The sequence below is a fragment of the Streptomyces coeruleofuscus genome (assembly GCF_039532725.1).
Classification (GTDB): Bacteria; Actinomycetota; Actinomycetes; order Streptomycetales; family Streptomycetaceae; genus Streptomyces; species Streptomyces coeruleofuscus.
The window spans coordinates 655,004-681,331 of the sequence record NZ_BAAASE010000001.1 but is presented as its reverse complement, the minus strand read 5'-3'; the positions used below and the strand labels follow the sequence as shown (position 1 = coordinate 681,331).

Sequence of the window (26,328 nt, the reverse complement as noted above, 5' to 3'; positions counted from 1 at the left end):
GGCCGATCTCACGGTGCTGCCGGGGTCCGGGGGACCCCCGTGATCTCCTCGCCCGCCTCCATCGGGTGGGTCACGTCGTGGGCGTCCCGGTCGCGCGGGCCCAGGTGGTTGAAGACCAGGTTCAGCAGGACCGCAGCGACACAGCCCGTCGAGATGCCCGAGTCCAGGACGATCCGCGCCGTCTCCGGGAAGGCGTGGTAGAACTCCGGCGCCGTGATGGGGATGATGCCGACGGCCAGGGAAACGGCCACGATCAGGACGTTGTTGTCCTTCTCCAGGCCGGCCCGGACCAGGGTCTGGATGCCGCTGGCCGCGACCGAGCCGAACAGGACCACGCCCGCCCCGCCCAGGACCGGACGCGGTACGACGGCGATCAGCGAGGCGGCCATCGGGCACAGGCCCATCAGCACCAGGAAGCCGCCCCCGGCCGCGACGACGTAGCGGCTGCGGATCTTCGTCATCGCGACCAGGCCGATGTTCTGTGCGAAGGCGCTGCACATGAAGCCGTTGAAGAGCGGGCTGATCGCCGAGCCGAGGGTGTCGGCACGCAGGCCGGCCGCGATGGTCTTCTCGTCGGCCGGGCGGTCGACGATCTCGCCCAGCGCCAGCATGTCGGCGGTCGACTCGGTCATCGACACCACCATCACCACGCACAGGGAGAGGATCGCGGCGAGCTGGAACTGCGGGGCGCCGAAGTGGAAGGGGGTCGGGAAGCCGACGATCGCCGCGTCCGAGACCGGGCCGAAGTCCGTGGCGCCGAACGGGATCGCGATCAGTGTGCCCGCGACCAGGCCGAGCAGCACCGCGATCTGCTTGACGAAGCCCCGGGTGAAGCGCCGCAGCAGCAGGACGACGACGAGGGTGCCGGCGGCCAGCCCGAGGTTGGTCGCCGAGCCGTAGTCGTGCGCCGCCGGGTCGGGGCCCTGCGCCCAGCCGAAGGCGACCGGGAGCAACGAGATGCCGATCAGGGTGATGACCGTGCCCGTCACCACCGGTGGGAAGAAGCGGACCGCCTTGCAGAAGACGGGGGCAGCCATGAAGCCGAGGAGTCCGGCGACGATGACCGCGCCGAAGATGACCGGCAGGGCGTCGGACTTGTCCTCGGTGGAGGCGACGATCGCGGTCATCGGGGCGACACCGGCGAAGGTGACGCCGTTGACGAACGGCAGCCGGGCGCCGATCTTCCAGACGCCGATGGTTTGCAGGAACGTGGCCAGGCCGGCGGTGAACAGGCAGGCGCCGGTGAGGAAGGTCAGGTCGGTGGCGGAGAGGCCGATGGCCGCGCCGACGATCAGGGGTGGGGCGACGACTCCCGCGTACATCGCGGCCACGTGCTGGAGGCCGGTCGTCGCCATCTTGAGCGCGGGGAGTTTTTCGTCAACGGGGTGGTCGGCCACGGCGGCTTCCCTCCGGTCGGTTACACGGCTGCGCCGGATGACGGCCGCGGGTGTCAAGGAGGTGGTGCGGGTGGTCGTGCGGGACCGGGCATGCGGCGGACGGGGTGGCCGTTCCGGGGCGCGCGCGTGTACGCACGCCCCGGAGACGGCCGCCGTGGACCCCGCTCGGGTCCGCGGCCACCGGCCGGGAGCCGTCCCTCCCGGCCGGAGTCATCCGGGTGTTCAGCCCTGCGCGGCGATCCTCGCCAGCCGCTGGGCCTCGTCCCGCGTGGAGCGGGCGACGGCGTCCTCGTCGGCCGTGAGCAGCCGCCCGTCCTCGACGATCTGCCGGCCGTCCACGAAGGAGGCGGTGACCGGGGCCGCCGCGCCGAAGACCAGGGCGGTCACCGGGTCGGCGATGGAGGCGTGGGCGAGCGTGTCCAGCTTCCACAGGACCAGGTCGGCGAGCTTGCCGGGCTCCAGGGAGCCGGTCTCCGCCGCCCGGCCCAGCACCTGGGCGCCGCCGTACGTGCCGAGGCGCAGCGCCTGGCGGGCGTTCAGAGCGGCCTCCTTGTGCGCGCCGAGGCGGTTGATGAGGAGGGCGTTGCGCAGCTCGGTGTGGAGTTCGCCGGACTCGTTGGAGGCGGTGCCGTCGACACCGAGGCCGACCGGGACGCCGGCCGCGAGCATGTCGGGGACGCGGGCGATGCCGGCCGCGAGGCGGGCGTTGGACGACGGGCAGTGCGCGACGCCGGTCCTCGTGCGGGCGAAGGCGGCGATGTCGGAGTCGTTCATGTGGACGCAGTGCGCCATCCACACGTCCTCGCCGAGCCAGCCGGTGGACTCGAAGTAGTCGGTCGGGCCCATGCCGAACAGTTCGTGGCAGAACTTCTCCTCCTCCACGGTCTCGGAGCCGTGGGTGTGGAGCCGTACGCCGAGTCGGCGCGCCAACCGGGCGCCGTCCCGCATCAGTTCGGTGGAGACGGAGAAGGGCGAGCAGGGCGCGACGGCGACCTGGGTCATCGCGTCGAAGGAGGAGTCGTGGTGCCGCCGGACGGTGTCCTCGGTGGCGGCCAGCGCCCCGTCGAGCGTCTCGACGGCGAAGTCCGGGGGCAGGCCGCCGTCCTTCTCGCTGCGGTCCATGGAGCCGCGGGCGAGGGTGAAGCGGACGCCCATGTCGCGGGCGGCGTCGATGATCGCGCCGGAGAGGTCGCCGGAGCCCTGCGGGAAGACGTAGTGGTGGTCCATGGCGGTGGTGACGCCGCCGCGGGCCATCATCGCGAGCGAGCCCCGGGCCGCCGCGCGCACCATCGGCTCGTCGATGCGGGCCCAGACGGGATACAGCGCGACCAGCCAGTCGAAGAGGTTGTGGTCCGTGGCCAGACCCCGGGTGATCCACTGGTAGAAGTGGTGGTGGGTGTTGATCAGTCCGGGGGTGACGAGGTGCCCGGAGGCGTCGATACGGCGTACGACGTTCTCCAGGCCCTCGGGGGCTTTGCCCGCGCCGACCGACTCGATGCGGTTGCCGGCGAGGACGACGTGCCCGGAGGCGTACTCGGTGTCGTCGGCGTCGACGGTCGCGATCGCACAGTTCTCGATGACGATGCGCTGGGCTGCTGCCATGGTTCGTCCTTTGCGCTGAGGTGGAGGGGGCACGGCAGGACCCTGGGATTTTGAGTGCCGTGGCCGGGGACATGGGTTCCCCGGCCACGGGTGCCGAAAGAGGGAACGTCAGAGGTTGGTGAGGTCCACGGGGATCCTCGCCTCGCAGCCGTCCCGCAGGATCGTCGCCTCGATCAGGCCGTAGGGGCGGTCGGCGGCGTAGTACACGGCACCGTCGGCGGTATCGTTCTTCAGCCCGAACGGCTCCAGATCGACCAGGAAGTGGTGCTTGTTCGGGAGGGAGAAGCGGACCTCGTCGATCTCACCGCGGTTGTCGATGATCCGCGCGCCCATCTGGTACAGCGTCTGCTGGAGCGAGAGCGAGTACGTCTCGGCGAAGGCCTGGAGCATGTGCTTCTTCGTCTGCTCGTAGGACTTCTCCCAGTGGGGCATGCGCTGGTCGTCGTCGGTCCAGTTGAACCGCCAGCGGCCGGAGACCTGGGTGGCCAGGATGCGGTCGTAGGCCTCCTTCAGCGTCGTGTACTTGTCCTTGACGTAGCCCCAGAACTCGGAGTTGGTCGAGTTCATCACGACGAGGTCCTTCAGGCCCGAGATGACCTCCCACGACGAGCCGTCGTAGGTGATCTGGGTCAGCCGGGTCTCCTGGCCCTTGCGGACGAAGGAGTGCTTGGCCTCGTCGGCGCCGGCGTCGGAGGTCTCGATCCGCTCCCAGGCGTACTCCTCGATGCGGATCCGGGCCCGGTGGATCGGCTCCTGGCTGGTGACGAAGTGGCGGGCGAGGTGGATGCCGAACTGCTCGGCGGACTCGATGCCGTGCTCCTTGGCGAACGCGTACACCGTGTTCTTGGTGGTGTCGGTGGGCAGGACGTTGGCGTTCGAACCGGAGTAGTGGACCTCGTCCATGTCGCCGCTCAGCGACACCGAGACGTTCAGGTCCTTGATGTGGTGGGTCGCGCCGTCCCGCGTGATCTTGACGACTCGGTTCTCGGCCTTGCCGTACTGGTTCTGTCCCAGAATGGTGGGCATGAGTAGCTAGCTCCCTCGGTATACGGAGTAGCCGAACGGGTTGAGCAGCAGCGGTACGTGGTAGTGCTCGCCCGGTACTACGGCGAAAGTGATCGCCACCTCCGGGAAGAACACCCCGGCGCCGCTGTCCCGATTCGCGGGGGCGTCCTGCTGCGCATCGGCTTGCTTCTTCGCGAACTTCGCGTTCTCTTCGAAGTACGCCTCGACGGCGAAGTCGAGCCGTACGTGGGTGGTCCCCTCCGGCAGGGCCGGGAGGTCCTTGCACCGGCCGTCCGCGTCGGTCGCGGAGCCGCCGAGCGCCTGCCAGTCCGCCGCGCGCCCGCTGCGGGCGGAGAGCCGGACGGCGACGCCCTCGGCGGGGCGGCCGGCGCTGGTGTCCAGGATGTGCGTGGACACGGACGCGGTGGCGGAGGTGCTCATGCTGCTGTCAGTCCTCTTCGACGAGTCGGGCCAGGCGGATGCGGTTGATCTTCCCCAGTTCTGTGCGGACGATCTCCCGCTCCCGCTCCGGCGTGTTGCCGATCCGTTCCCTGACCGCGTCGCGCATCTGCTCGCCGGTCCGGCCGGTGGCGCAGATCAGGAAGACGTGGCCGAACTTCTCCTGGTAGGCGAGGTTCAGCTCCAGCATCTCGGCCTTGAGCGCGGCGGAGGCGCCGGCCATGCCGCGCTGCTCCCTGGCCGAGGTGGGGTCGCCCGGTTTCGGGCGGCCGATGGGCGGGTGGCCGGCCATCGCCTCCGCGAGGTCCTCTGGCGTGAGTTCCGCCATGGCGGCGTCGCTCGCGGCGTACAGCGCCTCGGGGGTGGCGTAGGGACGGGCGGCGAGCAGCCGCTTCGCCCACGCCGTGGAGGCGCACGCCTCGTGGAGCGCGGTGAAGGCCGCGTGCTCCTCGAGGGCGTTGAACCGGGCCAGGCCCGGCGGCGTGGAAGTGGAAGTCACGGGAGCCTCCGTGGCCGGGGACGGCCTTCGTGCTGAACGGGCGTGCCGATAGCTAACGCCCTCCCGCGACAGCACGTCAACAGTTTGTTGAAAATTCCGTGTGTCGAAACCCGGCGAGGCGGCGAAACCGGGCATGAGCCCGGTCAGGGCAGCCCGGTCAGGTGCTCTTCTCGCGGTTGAGGTAGTTGTAGACGGTGAAGCGGCTGACGCCCAGGGCGCTCGCCACGGTCTCCACCCCGTGCCGTACGGAGAAGGCGCCGCGCGCCTCGAGTATCCGTACGACCTCCTGCTTGGCCTTGCGGTCCAGGTCGGCCAGCGGCATGCCCTTGCGGCGCTCCATGGCGGCCAGGATGTGGTCGAGGGAGTCGGCGAGCTGCGGCAGCCGTACGGCGACGGCGTCGGCGCCCTCCCAGGACAGGACGACGTCGTCGGGGCCGGCCTCGTCGGGCGGGATCATCTCGCCGCCCATGGCGTCGACCAGGGGCTTCACGGCCGCGATGAACGGCTCGTCCCCGGCGCCGCTCATGCCTGGCCCTCCTCGATCACGTTGATCTGGAGCGAGACCCGGGTGGCGCCCGCTTCCAGGGTCTTGCGGAGCAGGGCGTCCACGGCGGTGAGCACCGCGTCGGCGCCACCCTCGGCGGTGTTGCCGAACGGGCCCACGTCCACGGCGTCCAGTTCGGCGGCCTCCACGATCTCGCGGGCGACCACCGCGTGCGCGGGCGCCTCGTCGAGGTCGAAGGGCTCGGTGGTGAACTCCACTCTCAGTCGCATGCTGCCCCCAGAACCGTTGTGACCTGTGCGACCCTAGCCGACCCCGGGGCGGACCGGACCGGCTGCGCGGGCACTCCGCGTTCCGCGCGCGGGCACCCGTCCTCCATCGGTCTCCATCGTCCTCCACCGCCGGGGGTCGTTGCCGGGAAGAGGAGGCTGAGCACACGGCGCCCAGCGCCCACCGCGGGCGGCGATGGGCGCTCGGCGTGACCGTTACCCGGCGGGGTGAGCCTCGCTCACCTGCGGTTTCAGCCCCAGATGTCGTACTGCTGGAAACCGGTGCCGACCGAGACCCGGGGAGCGAAGATCTCGGAGGTCGCCTTCGCGGTGCCCTTGTAGAGGTAGAGCGTGCCGCCGGGGGTGCGGGCCAGGAAGTCGGCGTTGCCGTCGCCGCTGATGTCGCCGACCGCGTCGAAGGCGTTGTAGCCGGTCCAGGCGCTGCGCACCTTGATCCGGGAGGAGAGGGCCTCGGAGCCGGCCTTTCCGGTGCTCTTGTACAGGTACAGGTCGCCGGTGCCGGACTGGCGGGCGAGCAGGTCGGCTCTGCCGTCACCGGTGAAGTCGCCGTGGCCGCGCACGGAGTTGTACTGGTTCCAGCCGGTGCGGACCGAGAAGCGCGAGCCGAAGGTGCCGTTGCCCTTGCCCGGGTAGATCCACATGGTCCCGCCGGAGTCCACCGACAGCAGGTCGGGCAGGTAGTCACCGGTGACGTCGCCCGGCACGATGATCCGGGTGCGGGTCTTCCAGCCGGTGGCGATCTTCGTGTCGGTCCACGAGCCGCCCGTGCGGGCGCTGTTGAGCACGAAGTGCTCCCAGTACACGTCACCGGTGGAGCTGACCCGGTAGATCAGGTCCTGGTAGCCGTCCCGGTCGAGGTCCGTCTGGAGGACCAGGTTGACGCCGCTCCAGTTGCCCCAGGAGGCGCGGGCGCCGAAGGAGCTGCCGTTGGAGTCCTTCTCGTAGCCGGTCTTCGTGGCGGACTCCCGGACGAAGATGTCGGCCTTTCCGTCGGCCCTGCCGTTGAAGGTGCTCAGGTTCGTGTCGTCGATCTGCCTGTAGGCGGAGCCGGCGTAGGCACTCATCCTGGTGAAGACGCTGTAGTAGCCCTTCTCCACGCAGTTCCTGCCCCAGGAGACCACTCCGGCGATCCTGCCGCCCACCACGAGCGGGCCGCCGGAGTCTCCGTTGCACGCCGCGCTGGTACCGGTGTCGCTTCCGCTCTGCGTGCCCGCGCAGACCATGCGCCCCGGGACGTAGGCCACGTCGTAGACGCCGGCGCAGGTGCTGTCGGAGCGCAGGGTCAGCGTGGCCGTCCGCAGCGTCTGGGACAGGTCCTGGCTGGTGGAGCTGGTACGGCCCCAGCCGTAGACCTTGGCCTGGGTGCCGGCTGCGTACGAGGCGGTGTCGCCGTGGGCGACCATGCGGATCGGGGTGGCCTTGACCGGGACGGCCAGGGTGAGCATGCCGAGGTCGCTCTCGTACCTCCCCACCTCCCTGTCCACCGGGTCGTACCCCCATTGCCACCACTGGCGCAGCACGGCCGTGGCCTGGCCGCCGTGCAGGTCGGTGGTGCCGGTGGAGTCGGTGGTGGGCAGTTGAGCGGTACCCGTGACGACGGCGCCGTGGGCCTGCCAGTCGTAGTTCCTGTTGTCGTTCCTGAGGCAGTGGGCGGCGGTCAGGATCTTCGTCGGTGCCACGACCGCGCCACCGCAGAAGAAGCTCACGTCGTCGTCGGCCTCGGGGGTGCTCCTGTCGTCGTGGTACCAGAGCTGGGCCATCCACGGGGCCGTGCTGATGGTGGTCTCGCCGCCACCGATGATCTTCGGGTCGATGCCCGACGTGCTCGTGCCGGAGCTCAGCGACGACTTCTCGGTCGTCCGCACCGGGGTGTCGTCGCCGGCGAGGGCGCCCGCGATGCGCTTTTCCAGGGTGGAGAGCGAGGGCGAGCCGATGACCGGCTCGGCCGTCGGGTTCGGCACGGCGGTGGCGGCCCCGGCGGAAGAGGTCATCAGCGCGGCGGCGACGGCCGCGGCGACGCCGGCGGCGGCGACGGGCAGGGCGATGCGTATCCGGCGTCTGTGACGGCCGCCGGACTGTGTCGTGGTCAAGGAAGTCCCCCCCAGAGGAACATGAGACAGGAGGGACGCGAGTCGCGTCCTTCCTGCTCAGCGCCGAAAGGCCGGCCTCCGTCACTCTCCCGCCACACCGGCGTGCGCTGGTCGCGCTGGCGTGCGTGCGCCCGCGGGTGACAACACCGCGCCCAACGCACCTCCCGCCCCTTGACAAGCCACGACACTCGACGGCAGTCTTCCGGTAAGCAGAAAGCAACTTCCACAATACGAAATTTATGGAAGGGAGCGCGGCCGATGGGATTCGCAGACCAGCGCTTCAACGTCAACCTGTCGATCCTCTTCACGGAACTCCCGCTCCTGGAGCGTCCCGCGGCCGCCGCCGCGGCCGGCTTCACGGCGGTCGAGCTGTGGTGGCCCTGGGTCGACTCGCCCACCCCTGAACAGTCGGAGCTCGACGCGCTGAAGAAGGCCGTCGAGGACGCCGGCGTCCAGCTCACGGGCCTCAACTTCTACGCCGGTGAACTGCCCGGCCCCGACCGCGGCGCCCTGTCGGTCCCGGGCGAGGAGTCGGAGAGGTTCCGTGCCAACATCGACGTGGCGGCCGGCTTCGCCGCCTCCCTGGGCTGCACGGCGCTCAACGCGCTGTACGGCAACCGCGTCGAGGGCGTGGACCCGGCCGAGCAGGGCGCGCTCGCGCTGGAGAACCTGGCGCTCGCGGCCCGGGCCGCCGACCGGATCGGCGCGATCCTGCTGATCGAGGCGCTGAACCAGATCGAGTCGCCGGCGTATCCGCTGGTGTCGGCACCGGCCGCCGTCGGCATCGTCGACAAGGTCAACGACACGACGGGGCTGGGCAACGCCCGCTTCCTCATGGACCTCTACCACCTGTCCATGAACGGCGAGGACCTGCCGCAGGTGATCGAGCGGTACGCCGCGAAGACCGGCCACGTGCAGATCGCCGACACCCCCGGCCGCGGTGCCCCCGGGACGGGCTCGCTGCCCCTCGAAGACCTCCTCGACCAGCTGAACAAGGCGGGTTACGACGGCTGGGTCGGCCTCGAGTACAAGCCGGGCGACCGCCCGAGCGCCGAGGCCTTCGACTGGCTGCCCCGCTGACCCCCGTACCGAAAGGCACACCATGAGCAACGCACTGCCCAAGATCGCCTGGATCGGCCTCGGCATCATGGGCTCCCCCATGTCCGAGAACCTGATCAAGGCGGGCTACGACGTCACCGGATTCACCCTGGAGCGGGAGAAGCTGGACCGCCTCGCCGCCGCCGGCGGCACGGCCGCCGGCTCGATCGCCGAGGCCGTGCGGGACGCCGATGTCGTCATCACGATGGTGCCCGCCTCCCCGCAGGTCGAGGCCATCGCCTACGGCCCCGACGGCATCCTGGAGAACGCCGGGTCCGGCGCCCTGCTGATCGACATGTCCTCGATCACCCCGCAGACCTCGGTCGACCTGGCGAAGGCGGCGAAGGACAAGGGCATCCGCGTCCTGGACGCCCCGGTGTCCGGCGGGGAGGCCGGTGCGATCGAGGCCGTGCTGTCCATCATGGTCGGCGGCGAGCAGGCCGACTTCGACCAGGCCAGGCCGGTCTTCGAAGTGCTCGGCAAGACCATCGTGCTGTGCGGCCCGCACGGCTCCGGCCAGACCGTGAAGGCCGCCAACCAGCTGATCGTCGCCGTGAACATCCAGGCGTGCGCCGAGGCCGTGGTCTTCCTGGAGAAGTCCGGCGTGGACCTGAAGGCGGCCCTGGACGTCCTGGGCGGCGGCCTCGCGGGCTCGACCGTGCTGACCCGCAAGAAGGACAACTTCCTCGGCCGGGACTTCAAGCCGGGCTTCCGGATCGACCTGCACCACAAGGACATGGGCATCGTCACGGACGCCGCGCGCAATGTCGGCGCGGCCCTGCCCGTCGGCGCCGTGGTCGCCCAGCTGGTCGCGTCGCTGCGCGCGCAGGGTGACGGCGGCCTGGACCACTCGGCGCTGCTGCGGGCCGTGGAGCGGCTCTCCGGCGCCCGGATCTGACGCTCGTAAGCCCTCGTAGACCCTCGTCGACCTTCATAGCCCGAGGTCCCTCGTACCCCGGGCGGCGCCGCCGCTGACACCTGTCCTGTCGCGCCCAAAGGGGCGGCGCCGCCCGGCCACGGACACCCACGCGGCCCCTCTCCTCGCGCACTTCCACGCCGCCGACCCCGACTACGGGCGGCGCGTGGAGGAGGCGGTCCGCGTCCTGCGCGAGGACTGAACTCCCTGACCGCGTCCCACCGCCCGGGGCGACCCGGATGAGGGGTGGTCGCCCCCGGCACGGACGCGGGCAGGGCACGGACCGCGGCGGAGTGTGAGCCAGTGCGGTGGTCAAGGACCCGGACGGGCTTCTCGACCTGAGGGAAGACCGTTCCGGACTCCGTCGCACCCGCCGCGGTCCCAGTACCAGCACCACCCCACCCCGCAGACCCCGTCCGGCGGCGCGAACGTCCTGTCGCGCCCAGCCTCGCGCCGTCGGACGGCCAGCCTCTGCCCCCGGCGTGCGGAACCGCCCCCGCGGCAGCAGCCTGAAGGCATGGCACATCCAACCGAGCACCCGCACGTCGTGGTCCACGCTCCCGCCCTGGACGGATCGCGGCGGGTCACGCGTGGCGATGATCCTTTGGGCATCGCCACGCATGTCGACGACGTGGCGGAGATTCTGCGGCTGGCCGACCTCTACGTCACCGACATCGAGGAGAACGACCTCGTCGAGTGGCAGGGCGGTGGCCCGGACGACTGGCCGGGACTCTCGGAGCACCACGGCACGTGAGCGCGTACGGCACCGGTCGTACATCCCGTACGGAACCCTCAAATGAACCTCTGAACCCGGCCCCGGGGGCTTCAACGGCCCCCGGGGCCGGGCACATTCTCGACACACGGGACCCGCCGGCACGGGGGCGGCGGGCCCCGGCACGGGGGTGAAGCCATGGGCGACGGTACGGCGGTCCGGCTGGAGCCGCACGAGATCGCACTGCTGGGGGGCGGCCCGCGGGCCGCCGTCACCGTCGCCGTGGTGGACCTGTATCTGCGGGGCCTGGTGGAGGCGGACCGGCCGGGGACGATACGGGCGGGCATCGCGGACGCCGTGAGCGCGGAGCGGGCGCCGTCCCCCCTGGCCCAGGCGGTGCACGCCTGTCTCCACGAGCCCGCCGGCCTCCGGACGTTGACCAAGGATCCGGACGTACGGCTCGCGCTGGCTCTCGCGCGCATCCCGCTCGCGGATGCGGGCCTGCTGCGCTACCCGCTGCTCGGCCCGACGCGCGGCGCCCGCCGCCATGTGCGTGACCTGCGGCAGCGCCACCCGCTGCCCGCGAGCAGGCGCGGCCTGACCGACCACGACCGGCTGCTGGCCGTCGCGCTGCACGGCGAGGCGGCCCTGCGGCTGCTGGTGCCGCGCTTCGCCCTGCGGGCGGGTCTGATCCGCCGGGCCGAGGTGGGCGGCAAGGGCCTCCTCAAGCACTCGCCGCGCGGTACGGGCGGTGGGGGCTATTCGTACTGCGGCGGAGGCGGGGGTGGAGGCGGCGGGGACTGACGGGGGTCCGCGCACGCGTGAGGGGCGGTCCGTCCTCCCGGACGGGCCGCCCCTCACCTGCCTTCGCGTCAGACCTTCAGTGTCCTGATCGACGTCGGCGCGTGCCCCGGCTCCGTGGCGAGTTCCTCGAACTCCACGACGTTGCCGATGTCGTTGGTCGTCGACATGGAGATGTTGGTGACGCGCTCCAGGATCGCCTCGACGACGACCGGGACCCGGTACTCGGCGGCGAGCTTCCTGGCCTGCTCGAAGGCGGCGCCGAGTTCGGCGGGGTCGGTGACGCGGATCGCCTTGCAGCCGAGGCCCTCGGCGACCCTGACGTGGTCGACGCCGTAGACGCCGAGCTCGGGCGCGTTGATGTTCTCGAACTCCAGGTTGACCTGGAAGTCGATGTCGAACGCGCGCTGTGCCTGGCGGATCAGGCCCAGGTAGGAGTTGTTGACGAGGACGTGCACGTACGGGATCTTGTGCTGCGCGCCGACGGCCAGTTCCTCGATCATGAACTGGAAGTCGTAGTCGCCGGAGAGCGCGACGACGGACGCCTCCGGGTCGGCCTTGGCGACGCCGAGCGCGGCCGGGATGGTCCAGCCGAGCGGGCCGGCCTGACCGCAGTTGATCCAGTGGCGGGGCCGGTAGACGTGCAGCATCTGGGCGCCGGCGATCTGCGAGAGGCCGATGGTGGAGACGTACCGGGTCTCCGGGCCGAAGGCCTTGTTCATCTCCTCGTAGACCCGCTGCGGCTTGATCGGGATGTCGTCGAAGTGCGTACGGCGCTGGAGGGTCGCCTTCCGCTCCTGCGCCGAGGCCGCCCAGGCGGAGCGGTCGGGCAGCCTGCCGGCCGTCCTCAGCTCGCGCGCCACCTCGACGAACAGCTCCAGCGCGGCCTTGGCGTCGGAGGGGATGCCGTAGTCGGGGGCGAAGATCTTGCCGATCTGGGTGGGCTCGATGTCGACGTGGACGAACTTCCGTCCGGCGGTGTAGACGTCGAGTTTGCCGGTGTGGCGGTTGGCCCAGCGGTTGCCGATGCCGAGGACGAAGTCGGACTCCAGGAAGGTCGCGTTGCCGTAGCGGTGCGAGGTCTGGAGACCGACCATGCCGGCGTTCAGCTCGTGGTCGTCGGGCAGGACGCCCCAGCCCATGAGGGTGGGGACGACCGGAGTGCCGGTCAACTCGGCGAATTCGACGAGCAGTTCGGCGGCGTCGGCGTTGATGATGCCGCCGCCCGCGACGATCAGCGGCCGCTCGGACGCGTTCAGCATCCCGATCGCCTTCTCGATCTGGGCGCGGGTCGCGGCGGGTTTGTAGACCGGGAGCGGCTCGTACGTCTCCGGGTCGAACTCGATCTCCGTCAGCTGGACGTCGATCGGCAGGTCGATCAGGACCGGGCCGGGGCGGGCGGAGCGCATCAGATGGAAGGCCTGCTGGAAGACGCCGGGGACCTGCGCGGCCTCCAGCACGGTCACGGCCATCTTGGTGACCGGCTTGGCGATCGAGGCGATGTCGACGGCCTGGAAGTCCTCTTTGTGGATCACGGCGGTCGGTGCCTGGCCGGTGATGCACAGGATCGGGATGGAGTCGCCGGTCGCGGAGTACAGGCCCGTGATCATGTCGGTGCCGGCCGGGCCGGAGGTGCCGATGCAGACGCCGATGTTGCCCGGGTGGGTGCGGGAGTAGCCCTCGGCCATGTGCGAGGCGCCCTCCACGTGGCGGGCGAGGGTGTGGTGGATGCCGCCGGAGGCCTGGAGCGCCGCGTAGAAGGGATTGATCGCCGCGCCCGGGACACCGAACGCGTCGGTGACGCCCTCGCGCTTGAGGATCTCAACTGCCGCGCGGGCAGCGGTCATTCGAGCCATCGAGTACTCCTGCTTCGGCTGTCGGATTCGCACTCCCGTCGCGCCCCGCGGTGAGCTCTTCCGTATTGCGGAAAAAAACTTCTACTATCTGGAATGAATGTATGTGGGGCGGGCGAAGGGCGTCAAGAGAGGGGGCAAGCGGCGGACAGGCAGGGCCTCGCCGGCGCACGATGGACGCGCTGTCCCGATGTGACGCCGTACTGGAGTGGCCATGGCCGAGAGCGTGCCGGTGCGCTGTCCGTCCTGCCGACGAGAGCACCGCTTCACGGCACCGCCGTACCCGTGCGTGTGCGGAGCGGCCGTCGCCCCGCGGCTCGACCCCGACGGGACGGTGACACCCGTCGCCCATCGCGTCTGGCAGGACGACTGGGTGACGGTGCGGTGCGCGTCCTGCGGCCGGTGCGGGGAGTGGCCGCAGCCGGAGGTGGGGTGCCCGTGCGGGGTGGTGCTGCGGGTGCCGGTCGTGGAGGGGCGGGAGGTGGCCGGCCGGGGCGGTTCGACGGGCCAGGACACGGCAGCCGACGACGGGCTCAGGCCTGACCGGGACATCACCGCCGACGCGGACGCCGAGGCCGCCGGCCGGGACGGCGCGCCGGGCGCGGGCGGTACGACCGGCCCCCGCGACGCCACAGCCGCCGCCGAGCGGGCCGCCGCTTCTGTCGACGCCGACGGGGCCCCGGCCGCTGCCGCCGCCGGAGCCGCCGCCGACGCTGGGGCCGGAGCCGGAACGGGATCCGCTGCCGGAGCCGGAGCCGGAGCGGGATCCGGAGCCGGAGCCGGAGCGGGAGCCGGAGCGGGATCCGGAGCCGGAGCGGGATCCGGAGCCGGAGCCGGAGCGGGATCCGCTGCCGACGCCGCTGCTGGAGCCGGAGCTGCTGCCGACGCCGGAGCCGGTGCTGGTGACGGTGCCGGAGCCGGTGCTGGTGACGGTGCCGGAGCCGGTGCCGGAGCCGGTGCTGGTGACGGTGCCGGAGCCGGTGCTGGTGACGGTGCCGGAGCCGGTGCCGGAGCCGGTGCTGGTGACGGTGCCGGAGCCGGTGCTGGTGCCGACTCCTCCACCGACGCTGCCGCCCGGCCACCCTTCCGCTCCGTCACGATCCGTACCGCCCTCGACGCCGTCACGGCCGCCGCGCTCTATCTGCGCTGGCTCGGCTACCGGCGTGTCCGGCGGGCGGACCAGCGGCCGCCGTCCGGGATCGGCATCGCCGCCCGTGGCGTCGTCGCGCTGGTCGACCCGGCCGTGCGCCCGGCGACCCTGCGGGACGTGGAGTGCCTGTGGCTGACGGCCATGACGGAGTCGGCCGACTGCCTGTACTTCTCCCTCGCCGGGTACGCGGACGACGCCCGGGCCCGCGCCGACACCCTCGGCATCCCGCTGTTCGTCCTCGACCTCACCGGCACACCACGGCCGGTGAACGCCCCGGCCGACGCACTGGACGCCACCGGCACGGAGAACCGGGCGCCCTGACACACAGGAACAGTCAGCCGCAGGCAGGTCAGTCGGTGCCGGGTTTGCTGAACTCCTCGATCAGCACGGGGTACTGCTTGCCACCGTTTCCGGCGGCGATCGAGCGGTCCGCCATAGCCTTGAACAGCTTCGGCAGTTCGGCGTTGACACCCACCGCCTCGCTCTCCTCGATCAGGTGCGCCATGGCCCGCGCGTCGGTCTCCAGGGCCGACACCTCGGCCGGGAAGGAGCCGCTGTCGATCTGCTCGGCGTATCCGGGCAGCCATTCGGCCACACCGGTGGCGATCCGCTGCGCGAACGGCGCGTACGTCGCGGCGTCGACACCGGCCGTCCTGAGCATCGCGGTGCCCTGGAGCCAGGCGTTCAGGACGCTCCACATCATGGCCAGTCCGGCCACGTCGTACAGGGACGCCAGGCCATGGTCCGCACCGAGGTGGGTGACGGTGCCGAGCGCGTCGAGGGTCGGCTTGTGGGCATCGAAGGCCGCCTGGGGGCCACTGTGCAGGATCACCGCCTCGGGCGTGCCGACGGTCGGCGGGACGGCCATGACGGCGCCGTCCAGGTAGCGGGCACCGCGCTGCTCGGCCCATCGAGCGGTCTCCCGGGCCTGGGCCGAGTCGCCCGAGGTCAGATTGACCAGCGTCGTGCCGTCGAGTTCGACATCGCTCGTGCCGAACAGTTCCCGCACGGCCTGGTAGTCGGTGACGCAGATGATCGTCAGGGAGCCGGCCCGGACCGCGTCGCCGACGGTCGGTGCGAGCCGTGCGCCTCGGGCCACCAGCCCGTCGGCCTTGGATGCCGTGCGGTTCCACACGGTTGTGGGGTGCCCGGCTTTCAGGAAGGCGCCGGCGAGTGCCTGGCCCATCAGTCCGAGTCCGATGACTGTCACGGGTGTGTCGGTGTTGTTCATGGCAGCATCGTCAACGTTGATACCGGTGTGAAGGTCAAGCGAGGTTTCGATGCGTATCGGGGAACTGAGTCGTCGGACGGGCGTCAACGCCCATCAGTTGCGCTACTACGAGGCCCAGGGCCTGCTGGAGGCGGACCGCGGTACGAACGGATACCGCGAGTACGACGAGAACGCCGTACTGCGGGTGAGACAGATCCGCCACCTGCTCGGCGCCGGCTTATCGTCGGAGGACATCGCTTATCTGCTGCCCTGCGCGGTCGGAGAGGCCCCGGAGCTGCTCGGGTGTCCCGAACTGCTGGCCGCGATGCGGTCGCGGCTGCGCCGGCTGGACGATCAGATGGCCGCGCTCGCCCGGTCCCGGAACGCTCTCGCCGACTACATCGACGCGGCCGAGCGCATGAGCGACCGGACCTACCCGCCCTTCGACGGTGCCGACCCGGGGCGCGTGCCCGCCTGACGAACTCGTGGAACGAAGGGAACGAAATCTGGCCGGGCTGACGCTCCGTCAAGCGTGGTTGGACTGGGCCCGGTCCATGAGTGCCGCAGCGGTGGCGCGGGCGAAGGCCTCCGGGTTGTCCAGCATGATGTTGTGTCCGCAGTCCGGGACCGCGACGACGGACACCCCGGCTGCGGTGAGTGCGTCGGTGCCCGGGAGCGGGCCGTCGGCCTCGGGGAGCAGGAAGGTCCGGGGGATCTTCAGGTCCAGCAGGAGTTCACGCATGGTGGGGGCGGTGCCGCGGACGAGGTGGACCGCGCTGCGGTGCAGGGCTTCCCGGCCGGCCAGACGCATCGTGGACCACCAGTGGGGACCGACCCGGTCGCGGACCTCTTCCCACCCGCCCGCCAGGAACTGCTGCTCGGTGTAGGCGGCGATCCCGCTGCTGCCCGACGATCCGGCGGCGCGCGGTATCGGGTCGAGGTTGGCGTCGACCAGGACCAGACGGGAGACCAGGCGGGGATGCCGGGCGGCCAGGACGATTGCCACGGAGCCGCCCATGCTGTGCGCGATCAGCTCCGCCCCGGTGACGCCCGCGGCGGTGAGCGCCGCGGCGAGCGCGTCGGCGTGTGCTTCCAGGGTGTAGTCGAAGCTCGTCGGCCGGTCGCTGATGCCGTGCCCGAGCAGGTCGATCAGCAGCGAACGGTGGCCGGCCAGCAGGGGATGGACCGCGATCTCCGTGAAGTAGGCGGGAGATGTGGCGCCCAGGCCGTGCACGTAGACGCGTGGCGGTTCCTGTCCCGGCAGTTCGACCCAGCGGATCCGGTCGCCCTCGGGCGTCACGGCGGCGTCGCGCACGGTCTGCTCCCCTTGCGGTCCAAGTCGGTGGAGGGACGAGGGTATCCACCGGATCCCGGTGCCCGCCGCGCCGCATACTCACCCCATGCGTATCCGCCCGGCGACCGCCGCCGAACTCCCCGCCCTCCAGGACGTCGAACGTGCCGCCGGACTCCCCTTCCGCGACCTCGGCATGCCGGAGATCGCCGACGACGAACCGCCCGCGCTCGCCGTGCTGGAGCGCTACCGCGCGGCGGGCCGCTGCTGGGTCGCCGTGGACGAGCGGGACGACCCGGTGGCGTACCTCGTCGCCGAACCCGTGGACGGCGCCCTGCACATCGAGCAGGTCTCGGTCCACCCGCGCGCCGCGCGCCGGGGCGTGGGCCGTGCCCTCCTGGCGTACGCCGCCGACCGCGCCCGCGAGGAGGGCCTGGCCGCCCTGACGCTGACCACCTTCGCGGAGGTCCCGTGGAACGCCCCCTACTACGCCCGTCTCGGCTTCCGCACCCTCACGGAGGCGGAGCTCACCCCCGGCCTGCGCGAGATCCGCGCGACGGAGGCCGAACACGGCCTCGACCGCTGGCCCCGCGTGTGCATGCGCGCACCACTGTGACCGAACCGCCGTAATCCGCGCGCGGCCCGGCCCGCACTGCTGCCACGATGCGCCCCATGGGCGACATCGAACCCGGCACGCTCGTCGTGCGCCACGCCGAGCCGCCGGACCACACGGCACTGACCGGAACCGACCCGCTCGCGGCGGCCGGAGACCGGGCGCGCCGCGCGAGCATCCGGCGCTGGTGCGAGCAGGGCCGGGCCCTGCTGGCCGAAGACGCGCGCGGCCCCGTGGGCTACGCCGTGCTGGAGTACACCTTCTTCGAGCAGGGCTTCCTCACCCTGCTGACGGTCGCGCCCGCCGCACGCCGGCAGGGAGTGGCCACACGGCTCCTCGCGGCCGTCGAAGCCGCGTGCACCACGCCCAAGCTGTTCACCTCGACCAACTTCTCCAACCAGCCCATGCAGCAACTCCTCCTGAGGGCCGGCTGGCAACCCGCCGGTCTGGTCCACGGCCTCGACGACGGCGACCCCGAGCTCTTCTATCTCCGCCCGCCCGCGAACCTCTCCCGCAGCTCCACCTTGCGTACCTTCCCGGACACCGTCATCGGGAAGGAGTCGAGGAGCTGAAGTCGGCTCGGGATCTTGTAGTGGGCCAGGCGGCCCTGGCAGAAGGTGTGGAGTTCGTCCAGGGTGAGCGGGTCGGCGGGGTCGTGGGGGATGACGCAGGCGAGGACCTCCTCGCCGTAGTGGTCGTGCGGGACGCCCACGACCTGGACGTCCTGGATCTTGGGGTGGGCGTAGAGGAACTCCTCGATCTCGCGGGGGTAGATGTTCTCCCCGCCCCGGATGATCATGTCCTTGATGCGGCCGACGATCTCGACGTAGCCGTCCTCGCGCATCACGGCCAGGTCGCCGGTGTGCATCCAGCGGCCCGCGTCGACGGCCTCGGCGGTCTTCTCCGGCTCGTTCCAGTAGCCGAGCATCACGCTGTAGCCGCGGGTGCACAACTCGCCCGCCCTTCCGCGAGGTTGGGTCACGCCCGTCGCGGGGTCGACGATCTTCACCTCGATGTGCGGCAGCACGCGGCCGACCGTGCCGGTGCGGTGTTCCAGGTCGTCGTCGCGGCGGGTCTGCGTGGAGACGGGCGAGGTCTCCGTCATGCCGTAGCAGATGGACACCTCGGCCATGTTCATCTCGTTGACCACCCGCTTCATCACCTCCACCGGGCAGGGCGAGCCCGCCATGATGCCGGTGCGCAGGGAGGAGAGGTCGTACGACGCGAAGCCGGGGAGGTTCAGCTCCGCGATGAACATGGTCGGGACGCCGTAGAGCGAGGTGCAGCGCTCCTGCTGGACCGCGTCCAGGGTGGCCTTCGGGTCGAAGGACGGGGCCGGGATGACCATGCAGGCGCCGTGGGACGTGGCGGCGAGGTTGCCCATGACCATGCCGAAGCAGTGGTAGAAGGGCACCGGGATGCAGATCCGGTCCTGCTCCGTGTAGGCGATCGACTCGCCCACGAAATAGCCGTTGTTGAGGATGTTGTGGTGGGAGAGGGTGGCCCCCTTCGGGAAGCCCGTCGTGCCCGACGTGTACTGGATGTTGATCGGGTCGTCGCAGGACAGGCCGTCGTCCTCCAACCGGGCGCCGGGAGTCCCCCGCCCGAGCAGCGCGTCCCAGCTCGGGTCGCCCAAGTACACGACCTCGCGCAACCCGGCGCAGCTGCCCCGCACCTCCTCGACCATCGCCCGGTAGTCGCTCGTCTTGTGACCGAGGGAGGCGAACAGCAGGGAGATCCCCGCCTGGTTGAGGACGTACTCGACCTCGTGGGTGCGGTAGGCCGGGTTGATGTTCACCATGATCGCGCCGATACGGGCGGTGGCGTACTGGACCAGGACCCACTCGGGGCAGTTGACCGCCCAGATGCCCACCCGGTCACCCTTGGCGACACCGGAGGCGAGGAGCGCGGAGGCCAGCTCGTCGACGGCCGCGCCGAACCGCGCGTAGGTCCAGCGCCGCCCGGACGGCACGTCGACCAGCGCCTCACGGTCCGGCCAGGTGGCCACGGCGCGGTCCAGGTTGGCCCCGATGGTGTCGCCGAGCAGAGCCGTCCCGCTGGTTCCGTGGCTGTACGAGTTCACCGGAAGTCCTCCTCGCGGTACTCGGCGTCCGACCCGGCCGCCGTGGCCTCGCGCAGCTCGATGCGGCGGATCTTGCCCGAGACGGTCTTGGGCAGGTCGCCGAACTCCAGGCGGCGGACGCGCTTGTAGGGGGCCAGGGCCTCACGGGAGTGCTCGAACAACACCTTCGCGGTGTCGGGGCCGGGCTCCCAGCCGGCCGCCAGGACGACGTACGCCTTCGGCACCGCGAGCCGCAGCTCGTCCGGCGCGGGCACGACGGCCGCCTCGGCCACCGCCTCGTGCTCCAGCAGCGCGCTCTCCACCTCGAAGGGGCTGATCTTGTAGTCGGACGCCTTGAAGACGTCGTCCGCGCGGCCGACGTAGGTGATGTAGCCGTCCGCGTCGCGCGCGCCGATGTCGCCCGTGCGGTAGTAGCCGCCGGCCATCGCCTCGGCCGTGCGGTCCGCGTCGCCGTGGTAGCCGGTCATCAGGCCGACGGGGCGGTGCGACAGGTCGAGCGCGATCTCGCCCTCGCTCGCGCCCGGCGCGCCCGAGACGGGGTCCAGCAGCTCGACGCGGTAGCCGGGGCTCGGCCGGCCCATCGAGCCGGTCTTGAGCGGCTGGCCGGGGCTGTTGGCGACCTGCACGGCCGTCTCGGTCTGGCCGAAGCCGTCCCGGACGGTGACGCCCCAGGAGCGGCGGACCTGCTCGATGACCTCCGGGTTGAGCGGCTCACCGGCGGCGACGACCTCCCGCGGCGGGGTGCGCAGTTGCGTCAGGTCGGCCTGGATGAGCATGCGCCAGACGGTGGGCGGGGCGCAGAAGGTGGTGACGCCGGCCCGGTCCATCTCGGCCATGAGACGGGCCGCGTCGAAACGCGTGTAGTTGTGCAGGAAGACGGTCGCCTCGGCGTTCCAGGGAGCGAAGAGGTTGGACCAGGCGTGCTTGGCCCAGCCGGGCGAGGAGATGTTCAGATGCACGTCACCGGGCTTGAGGCCGATCCAGTACATGGTCGACAGGTGCCCGATCGGGTACGACGTGTGGGTGTGCTCGACGAGTTTGGGCCGGGCGGTGGTGCCCGAGGTGAAGTACAGCATCAGCGGGTCGTCGGCCCGGGTCGGGGCGTCGGGTGTGAAGGCGGCGGGGGCGCCGTAGGCGTCGTCCAGCGGCAGCCAGCCCTCGGGCACGGCTCCCGCGTCTGTCGCGGCGATGCGGGTGTAGTCGCCGGGGACCTCGGCGAACTTGCCGGTGTCCTCGGGGCGCGCGATGACGTGCCGGACCCGGCCGCGGTCGACGCGGTCGCGCAGGTCGGCGGGGCCGAGCAGCGGGGTGGCGGGGATGACGACGGCCCGCAGTTTCATGGCCGCGAGCGCGGTGATCCACAGTTCGGCCTGGTTGCCGAGCATCACGAGGATCCGGTCCTCGGCGCGCACGCCCCGGGCGCGCAGCCAGTTGGCGAACTGGTCCGAGCGTACGGACATCTCCCCGAAGGACAGCTGTGTCTCGCGGCCGTCCTCCTCGACGATGTGCAGCGCGGTGCGGGCGTTGCCGTCCGCGATCTCGTCGAACCAGTCGAGCGCCCAGTTGAAGCGGTCGGGACGGGGCCAGCGGAAGCCCTCGTAGGCCGTGCCGTAGTCCTCGCGGTGTTCCAGCAGGAAGTCCCGCGCACTGCGGAACACCTCCGTCGCCGATGCCATTCGTCCTCCTTGGTGCCGGACCATTGCCGGGCGGCTCCGAACCATCGTGTAATCCGTGATGCAGGTCTCACTACCCCCGAACGGGGGGTGCGCCCGCACAGGCGCCGTAGTGGCGGGGCGAACAGGTGACAGCAGACGCGACCGACGCGGTCGCGATACGGAACGCGCTGCTCCGTCTGCGGCGCGCCACCGGCCTCCCGGTCGCCTTCGGCGGCCTGATGGAGGCCGGGCGGCAGATGCGCATCAGCGAACTGAGCGGCACGGCGACGCACGCCCTGCGTTCGCTGGTGGTGACGTCCGGGAACGGGCTGGGCGGCAAGACGGTGGTGCTGGCCCGGCCGTGCGTGGTGACGGACTACTCGGCGTCGCGGCAGATCAGCCACGAGTACGACGCCCCGGTGGCGGTGGAGGGACTGCGCTCGGTGCTGGCCGTGCCGGTGGTCGTGCGGCACTCGGTGCGCGGGGTGCTGTACGGGGCGCTGCGCACGGCCCTGCCGCTGGGCGGGCGCATGCTGGACGAGGCCGTCGAGGCGGCGCGGGACGTGGAGCGGGCGCTGGTCGTGCGGGAGGAGGCCCGCTCGCTCGCCGCCGGGGGCGGGGCGGGTGCGGGACGTGAGCAGGTGCGGGAGGCGCACGCGGCGCTGCGGGCACTGGCACCCAAGATCGCCGATCCGGAGCTGCGGGCCGAGCTGCTCGACGCGTGTGCCCTGCTGACGGCCGATTCCGTCCCGTCGGACCGGGTCCGCCTCGCGCCGCGGGAGGTGGACGTGCTGGCGTGTGTCGCCGCGGGGGCCACGAACGCGGTCGCGGCCGAGCGGCTGGGCGTGACGCCCGAGACCGTCAAGGGGTATCTGCGGTCGGCCATGCGGAGGCTGCGGGCCCGGACCCGGGGCGAGGGTGGGGCCGCCGCACGCCGGGCGGGATGGTTGCCGTAGGTTTGCGATGTTTTCCGTTACCCTTGCCCGTTCGATATGCCGACGGGTTCCCGGCCGGGCGCCTCCGGCCTGTTCCGCCGCATTCGGGAGCCCGATGAATTCGCGCGCGGACCTGCGCTGTTATTTCCCTCACCACGCCGTCCGTCCGAAATTCAAAGAGCTGTTGCCTAATATTGGCCAGGACACGACACACGGAGGGGAGCGGTGACCGTGCGACGGGACTTCCAGGAGCCTCCCAGGAGCCGCCCCGACGTGGTCATCGGCCGGGAGGACCTGTTCACGTCGGCACGCGAACAGCTCGGCCGAGGCGGAAGTGTGCTGCTCCACGGCCCTGCGGGAATCGGAAAGTCCACGGTCCTTCGGGCGCTGGCCGCGGATTACGCCGGCGCGGCCCGGACCGTGTTGCGCTGTTCGGCCACCGAGTCCGAATCCCACCTGCCCTTCCTGGCGCTGGCCGACCTGTTCGGCCTGGTCCTGGACGAGGTCTCCGGCGCGCTGCCCGCCGCCCAGCGCACCGCCCTGGAGTCCGCGCTCACCGGGCGCGGCGAGTCCACCCTCCAGCGCGACGGACTCGCGCTGCGCCTCGCCGTGCTGTCGGCGCTGCGCGCCCTGGCCGCCAAGGGCCCGGTGCTGGTCGTCGCCGACGACCTCCAGTGGCTGGACGCGGCCAGCGCCGAGCTGCTCGGTTTCGCCGCCCGCCGGCTGGGCGACACGCCCGTGCAGATGCTGTGCGCGGTGCGGACCGAGGGCCAGGAGTACGACCGCCATCTACGCGCGTCCCCGCCCGACACGCTCGCCGTCCGGCTGGGCCCGCTGACCCGTGCGCAGGTCTCCGCGCTGCTCGACCACCGCGGCTACACCCCCCTGTCCCGCTCCACGATCCGCGACATCCACCGCACCAGCGGCGGCAACCCGCTCTTCGCGCTGGAACTGGGCCGCGCCCTGGCCGAGAGCCCGACCCGGCCCCGGCCCGGCGAGCCGCTGCCCGTGCCCACCTCGCTGCGGGCGCTGGTGCTGAGCCGGCTGGAGATGCTGTCCGACGAGGCGCGCCGCACCCTGCTGGTGGCCAGTGCCGGTGCCCGTCCCACGCTGGCGCTGCTGCACGCGGCCGGCCGGGAGCACGCCGAGGCCGAGACCGCCCAGGCCGCCGCGCTCGGACTGCTGGCGACGGAGCCGGAGGGCCCCGCCGTACGGTTCGCGCATCCGCTGATCTCGGCCGCGCTGTACGCGGAGGCCCCGGCGCGGGAGCGGCGGGCCGTGCACGCCGCGCTGTCCACGGCCGCCTCCGACCCGATCGAGCGGGCCCGGCACCTGGCCCTGGCGACCACCGGCACCGACCCTGACGTGGCCGCCCGGCTCGCGGAGGCCGGTGCGCTGGCCCGGGACCGGGGGGCGCCGTCGGTGGCCGCCTCGCTCGGGCTGCTCGCGGCCCGGCACACCCCTGCGGACAGCACGCCCGGCCCGGACGAGCGGCGGCTCCAGGCCGCGGAGGACGCCATCACCGCCGGTGAGGCCGACCTCGCCCGGGACATCGCCCGGGACGTGCTGACCCGGGCCGGCGTGCCCGCGGAGCGGGTGCGGGCCTGGATGGTGGTCATCGAGGCGGCCGGGCAGGCGCTCGGCGACGTCGACGCCGTCTTCCCGCAGGCCCTGGCCGACGCCGGCGACGACCCGCGGCTGCTCGCCCTGGTCCACTACCAGCTGGCCTGGCGCGGCCTGGTCGTCGAGGGCGACTTCGCCGAGGCCCGGCAGGAGGCCGCGCACGCGGCGGAGCTGGCCGCCCGCGGCGAGGACCGGCGCACCGAGCTGATGGCGCTGTCCTTCCAGGCCTCCACCGAGACGCTGATGGGCCACCCGGGCGCCCCCGAGACCGTCAAACGGGCACTGAGGGAGCCGCAGGACGCGTATGTGGCGTGCCACCACAACGGCGCCGGCTCGGCCCGGTTCCGCTGGCTGATCATGAGCGACCAGCTGCCCGAGGCGCGGGCGACCATCACCGCGCTGCTGCGCGAGGTGCGCAGGCGCGGCATGGTCGAGAGCGAGGTGCACTTCCTGCGTTTCCTCGCCGACACGGAACTGCGCTCCGGGCACTGCGGCCGGGCCCTGGACCTGGCCCGCGAGAGCCTGCGGCTCGCCCGGGACGCCGGGATCGGCGAGGGCGCCTCCGCCATGCTCGCCTCCCTCGCGGAGGCCTCCGCCGGGGACGTCGACCGGGCGCTGGTCCTCGCCCGTGAGGCGGCCGACCACGCCGAGGTCGACGGTGACCAGATGTACCTGTCCCGCGCCCTGGCGGCGCTGGGCTACGCCCAGTTGGTGGCCGGGGACCCGGCGGGCGCGGTCCGTTCGCTGCGCCGGGTGCGCGAGCTGGAGCAGGGCCTCGGCATCAACGACCCGGCGCGCGGCCGCTGGCACGGCGACCTCGCCGAGGCCCTGGTGCGTATCGGCGAACCGGGCGAGGCCCAGGACGTGATCGACACGGCACGGGTGCACGCGCTGCGGCTGGGCCGGGAGAGCGTGCTGGCCGTCCTCGACCGGGCCGAGGCGCTGGTGCGGGCGGCCCGCGGCGAACACGAGGCCGCCCTGGTCCGGCTGACGTCGGTTCAGGACCGGCTCGGCAGGCTGGGCTACGGCCTGGAGGAGGCGCGGGCCGCCTTCGCGCTGGCCCGGCTGCGCGCCCAGAGCGCCGCTTTCCCCCGCGGCGGGACTCCCCTGCCGGGGCCGGCGTCGTACGACGAGGCCGCCCGGCTGTTCCGGCGCTGCCGGGCACTGCCGTGGCTGCGGCAGGTCGACGCGGCCGCCGCGGCCGGTCCCGCGGCGGTGGAGCCGGCCTCCGTGGCACCGCCCGTCGCGCTCGACGCGCTGGAGGGTCTCGCGTCGATGGAGCGTCAGGTCGCCTCGCTGGTGATGGAGGGCGCGACCAACCGGGAGATCGCGGCCCGGCTGTTCATCAGCGTCAAGACCGTCGAGGCGACCCTGACCCGGGTCTACCGCAAGCTGGGGATCCGTTCACGGGTGGACATCGTCCGGCTGGCGGCGGGCCGCCGCCCGACCTGACCCCACCTGCGTCCACCAGGGTCTACAGGGCCCGACCGAGGGTTTTCCCTGCCCAACTCCCTTAGGGGAGTCCCTCATTGGGAGCCCGCCCTCGCGGGCTCTAGCTTTGTCGCGTGCCGCTCGCCGGGCACACGGAGATCCGAACAACGGAGTCAGGGTCACCGTGCACCACCCACCCGCGCGACCCCCCACCGGCAACTCCCCGAGGAGACCCATGTTCGGGTTCAACCGTGTCAAGAAGGCCGCCGCCGTCGCCACGGCGACCGCTGCCGCCGCCGCGACCGCGCTGCTCTCCGCCCCCGCCGCCGTCGCCGCGCCCCAGCCGATCGTCGGCGGTACCACGACCACGACCACCGCGTACCCGTTCGTCATGCAGATCACGGACGCCTCGCAGAACCAGTTCTGCGGCGGCACGCTCGTCTCGCCCACCAAGGTCGTCACCGCCGCCCACTGCATGGTCGGCGAGACCACCAGCAGCGTTCGGGTCGTCGGCGGCCGCACCTACCTCAACGGCACCAACGGCACGGTCGGCAGAGTCAGCAAGATCTGGATCCACCCGAACTACACCAGCGTCACCGACGGCGAGGACGTGGCCGTGCTGACGCTGTCGACGTCGATGCCGTACACACCGGCCAAGTACGTCTCCTCCTCACAGACTTCGGTGTACGCGGCCGGCACCACCGCCCGCATCCTCGGCTGGGGCACCACCTCCTCGAACGGCAGCTCCTCCAACCAGCTGCGCACCGCGACCGTTCCGACCGTGTCCGACTCCAGCTGCGGCAGCTCCTACGGCGCCGACTTCGTGCGGAGCGACATGGTGTGCGCCGGATACACCTCCGGCGGCGTGGACACCTGCCAGGGCGACAGCGGCGGCCCCCTGCTCATCGGGGGCGTCCTGGCAGGCATCACCTCCTGGGGCGAGGGCTGCGCCCAGGCCGGTTACCCGGGCGTCTACACCCGGCTGACCACCTTCTCCAACCTGGTCACGACGCAGCTCAACTCGTGACCGGGCAAAGCTCCTGAGTATCCCTCAGGTGACATACCAGGGGGCGTTGCGGGCCTCCACGAGCGGCCCGCAACGCCCCCTCTCCA

23 protein-coding genes and 1 pseudogene are annotated in these 26,328 nt (G+C 71.9%); 11 read left to right on the top strand and 13 right to left on the bottom strand.

Annotation, left to right across the window (positions count from 1 at the left end; translation table 11 throughout):
• Positions 1 to 8: 8 nt before the first annotated feature.
• The 8 genes from ABFX81_RS02930 to ABFX81_RS02895 all read right to left on the bottom strand — a co-directional run bounded on the left by ABFX81_RS02930 (position 9) and on the right by ABFX81_RS02895 (position 7,745).
• Positions 9 to 1,397, bottom strand: coding sequence for a solute carrier family 23 protein (locus ABFX81_RS02930; RefSeq protein WP_086854715.1), 1,389 nt, complete (start codon positions 1,395 to 1,397; stop codon positions 9 to 11).
• A gap of 222 nt (positions 1,398 to 1,619) precedes the next feature.
• Positions 1,620 to 2,999 (bottom strand): 8-oxoguanine deaminase, encoded by a 1,380-nt coding sequence (locus ABFX81_RS02925; protein WP_086854716.1) that lies wholly within the window; start codon positions 2,997 to 2,999, stop codon positions 1,620 to 1,622.
• Between the two features lie 108 nt (positions 3,000 to 3,107).
• A complete protein-coding gene (gene pucL, locus ABFX81_RS02920) occupies positions 3,108 to 4,025 on the bottom strand; it encodes a factor-independent urate hydroxylase (RefSeq protein ID WP_086854717.1) in 918 nt (305 codons plus the stop codon).
• A 6-nt stretch (positions 4,026 to 4,031) separates the two neighbouring features.
• Entirely contained in the window at positions 4,032 to 4,445 is a 414-nt protein-coding gene (uraH, locus tag ABFX81_RS02915; protein WP_086854718.1) for a hydroxyisourate hydrolase, read from the bottom strand.
• A gap of 7 nt (positions 4,446 to 4,452) precedes the next feature.
• Entirely contained in the window at positions 4,453 to 4,962 is a 510-nt protein-coding gene (gene uraD / locus ABFX81_RS02910) for a 2-oxo-4-hydroxy-4-carboxy-5-ureidoimidazoline decarboxylase (protein WP_086854719.1), read from the bottom strand.
• A gap of 157 nt (positions 4,963 to 5,119) precedes the next feature.
• A complete protein-coding gene (locus ABFX81_RS02905; RefSeq protein ID WP_086854720.1) occupies positions 5,120 to 5,488 on the bottom strand; it encodes a helix-turn-helix domain-containing protein in 369 nt (122 codons plus the stop codon).
• Positions 5,485 to 5,736 carry a thiamine-binding protein gene (locus ABFX81_RS02900; RefSeq protein ID WP_086854721.1) on the bottom strand — a complete coding sequence of 84 codons (252 nt, stop codon included), beginning with the start codon at positions 5,734 to 5,736 and terminating at the stop codon, positions 5,485 to 5,487. The genes ABFX81_RS02905 and ABFX81_RS02900 overlap by 4 nt, the downstream gene beginning before the upstream one ends.
• A 248-nt stretch (positions 5,737 to 5,984) precedes the next feature.
• Complete coding sequence (locus ABFX81_RS02895) at positions 5,985 to 7,745, bottom strand: trypsin-like serine protease (RefSeq protein WP_086854725.1); 1,761 nt, start codon at positions 7,743 to 7,745, stop codon at positions 5,985 to 5,987.
• A 357-nt stretch (positions 7,746 to 8,102) separates the two neighbouring features.
• Between ABFX81_RS02895 and ABFX81_RS02890 the strand changes: the two genes are divergently transcribed.
• The 4 genes from ABFX81_RS02890 (at position 8,103) to ABFX81_RS02875 (ending at position 11,374) form a co-directional block, all read left to right on the top strand.
• Positions 8,103 to 8,924: a TIM barrel protein gene (locus ABFX81_RS02890; protein WP_086854722.1), complete on the top strand. Its 822-nt coding sequence runs from the start codon at positions 8,103 to 8,105 to the stop codon at positions 8,922 to 8,924.
• Positions 8,925 to 8,946: 22 nt separating this feature from the next.
• A complete protein-coding gene (locus ABFX81_RS02885) occupies positions 8,947 to 9,840 on the top strand; it encodes a 2-hydroxy-3-oxopropionate reductase (protein WP_086854723.1) in 894 nt (297 codons plus the stop codon).
• 535 nt (positions 9,841 to 10,375) lie between these two features.
• Positions 10,376 to 10,612 (top strand): hypothetical protein, encoded by a 237-nt coding sequence (locus ABFX81_RS02880; RefSeq protein WP_346137579.1) that lies wholly within the window; start codon positions 10,376 to 10,378, stop codon positions 10,610 to 10,612.
• A 156-nt stretch (positions 10,613 to 10,768) separates the two neighbouring features.
• Complete coding sequence (locus tag ABFX81_RS02875; protein ID WP_346137578.1) at positions 10,769 to 11,374, top strand: TIGR04222 domain-containing membrane protein; 606 nt, start codon at positions 10,769 to 10,771, stop codon at positions 11,372 to 11,374.
• A 68-nt stretch (positions 11,375 to 11,442) separates the two neighbouring features.
• Here the strand turns inward: ABFX81_RS02875 and gcl are convergent, their stop codons facing one another.
• The gene (gene gcl, locus ABFX81_RS02870; protein WP_086854543.1) at positions 11,443 to 13,227 is read right to left on the bottom strand and encodes a glyoxylate carboligase; all 1,785 of its coding nucleotides are present in this window, start codon (positions 13,225 to 13,227) and stop codon (positions 11,443 to 11,445) included.
• Positions 13,228 to 14,290: 1,063 nt separating this feature from the next.
• Here gcl and ABFX81_RS02860 point away from each other — a divergent pair.
• Positions 14,291 to 14,695: pseudogene (locus ABFX81_RS02860) on the top strand (hypothetical protein); the annotation flags it as partial.
• A gap of 28 nt (positions 14,696 to 14,723) precedes the next feature.
• Here the strand turns inward: ABFX81_RS02860 and ABFX81_RS02855 are convergent.
• Positions 14,724 to 15,605 (bottom strand): imine reductase family protein, encoded by an 882-nt coding sequence (locus ABFX81_RS02855; protein ID WP_086847925.1) that lies wholly within the window; start codon positions 15,603 to 15,605, stop codon positions 14,724 to 14,726.
• A gap of 49 nt (positions 15,606 to 15,654) precedes the next feature.
• On the opposite strand from ABFX81_RS02855, the gene ABFX81_RS02850 reads away from it, so the two are divergent.
• On the top strand, positions 15,655 to 16,062 hold the full coding sequence (locus ABFX81_RS02850) for a MerR family transcriptional regulator (protein WP_086847923.1): 408 nt from the start codon (positions 15,655 to 15,657) through the stop codon (positions 16,060 to 16,062).
• Positions 16,063 to 16,110: 48 nt separating this feature from the next.
• On the opposite strand, the gene ABFX81_RS02845 is transcribed toward ABFX81_RS02850, so the two are convergent.
• Complete coding sequence (locus ABFX81_RS02845; RefSeq protein WP_086847921.1) at positions 16,111 to 16,899, bottom strand: alpha/beta fold hydrolase; 789 nt, start codon at positions 16,897 to 16,899, stop codon at positions 16,111 to 16,113.
• An 85-nt stretch (positions 16,900 to 16,984) separates the two neighbouring features.
• On the opposite strand from ABFX81_RS02845, the gene ABFX81_RS02840 reads away from it, so the two are divergent.
• Complete coding sequence (locus ABFX81_RS02840) at positions 16,985 to 17,491, top strand: GNAT family N-acetyltransferase (RefSeq protein WP_086847919.1); 507 nt, start codon at positions 16,985 to 16,987, stop codon at positions 17,489 to 17,491.
• Between the two features lie 56 nt (positions 17,492 to 17,547).
• Positions 17,548 to 18,060 carry a GNAT family N-acetyltransferase gene (locus tag ABFX81_RS02835; RefSeq protein WP_346137577.1) on the top strand — a complete coding sequence of 171 codons (513 nt, stop codon included), beginning with the start codon at positions 17,548 to 17,550 and terminating at the stop codon, positions 18,058 to 18,060.
• Here ABFX81_RS02835 and ABFX81_RS02830 read toward each other — a convergent pair.
• Positions 17,973 to 19,571 carry an AMP-binding protein gene (locus tag ABFX81_RS02830; protein ID WP_086847915.1) on the bottom strand — a complete coding sequence of 533 codons (1,599 nt, stop codon included), beginning with the start codon at positions 19,569 to 19,571 and terminating at the stop codon, positions 17,973 to 17,975. The genes ABFX81_RS02835 and ABFX81_RS02830 overlap by 88 nt on opposite strands.
• Positions 19,568 to 21,247 (bottom strand): AMP-binding protein, encoded by a 1,680-nt coding sequence (locus ABFX81_RS02825; protein WP_086847913.1) that lies wholly within the window; start codon positions 21,245 to 21,247, stop codon positions 19,568 to 19,570. Before ABFX81_RS02825 ends, ABFX81_RS02830 begins: the two co-directional genes overlap by 4 nt.
• A 125-nt stretch (positions 21,248 to 21,372) precedes the next feature.
• Here ABFX81_RS02825 and ABFX81_RS02820 point away from each other — a divergent pair, with 125 nt between their 5' ends.
• From ABFX81_RS02820 to ABFX81_RS02810, 3 genes are all read left to right on the top strand, one after another.
• The gene (locus tag ABFX81_RS02820) at positions 21,373 to 22,182 is read left to right on the top strand and encodes a LuxR C-terminal-related transcriptional regulator (protein ID WP_346137576.1); all 810 of its coding nucleotides are present in this window, start codon (positions 21,373 to 21,375) and stop codon (positions 22,180 to 22,182) included.
• 204 nt (positions 22,183 to 22,386) lie between these two features.
• Positions 22,387 to 25,236, top strand: coding sequence for an AAA family ATPase (locus ABFX81_RS02815; protein WP_086849769.1), 2,850 nt, complete (start codon positions 22,387 to 22,389; stop codon positions 25,234 to 25,236).
• A 214-nt stretch (positions 25,237 to 25,450) separates the two neighbouring features.
• On the top strand, positions 25,451 to 26,242 hold the full coding sequence (locus ABFX81_RS02810; RefSeq protein ID WP_346137575.1) for a S1 family peptidase: 792 nt from the start codon (positions 25,451 to 25,453) through the stop codon (positions 26,240 to 26,242).
• Positions 26,243 to 26,328: the final 86 nt, after the last annotated feature.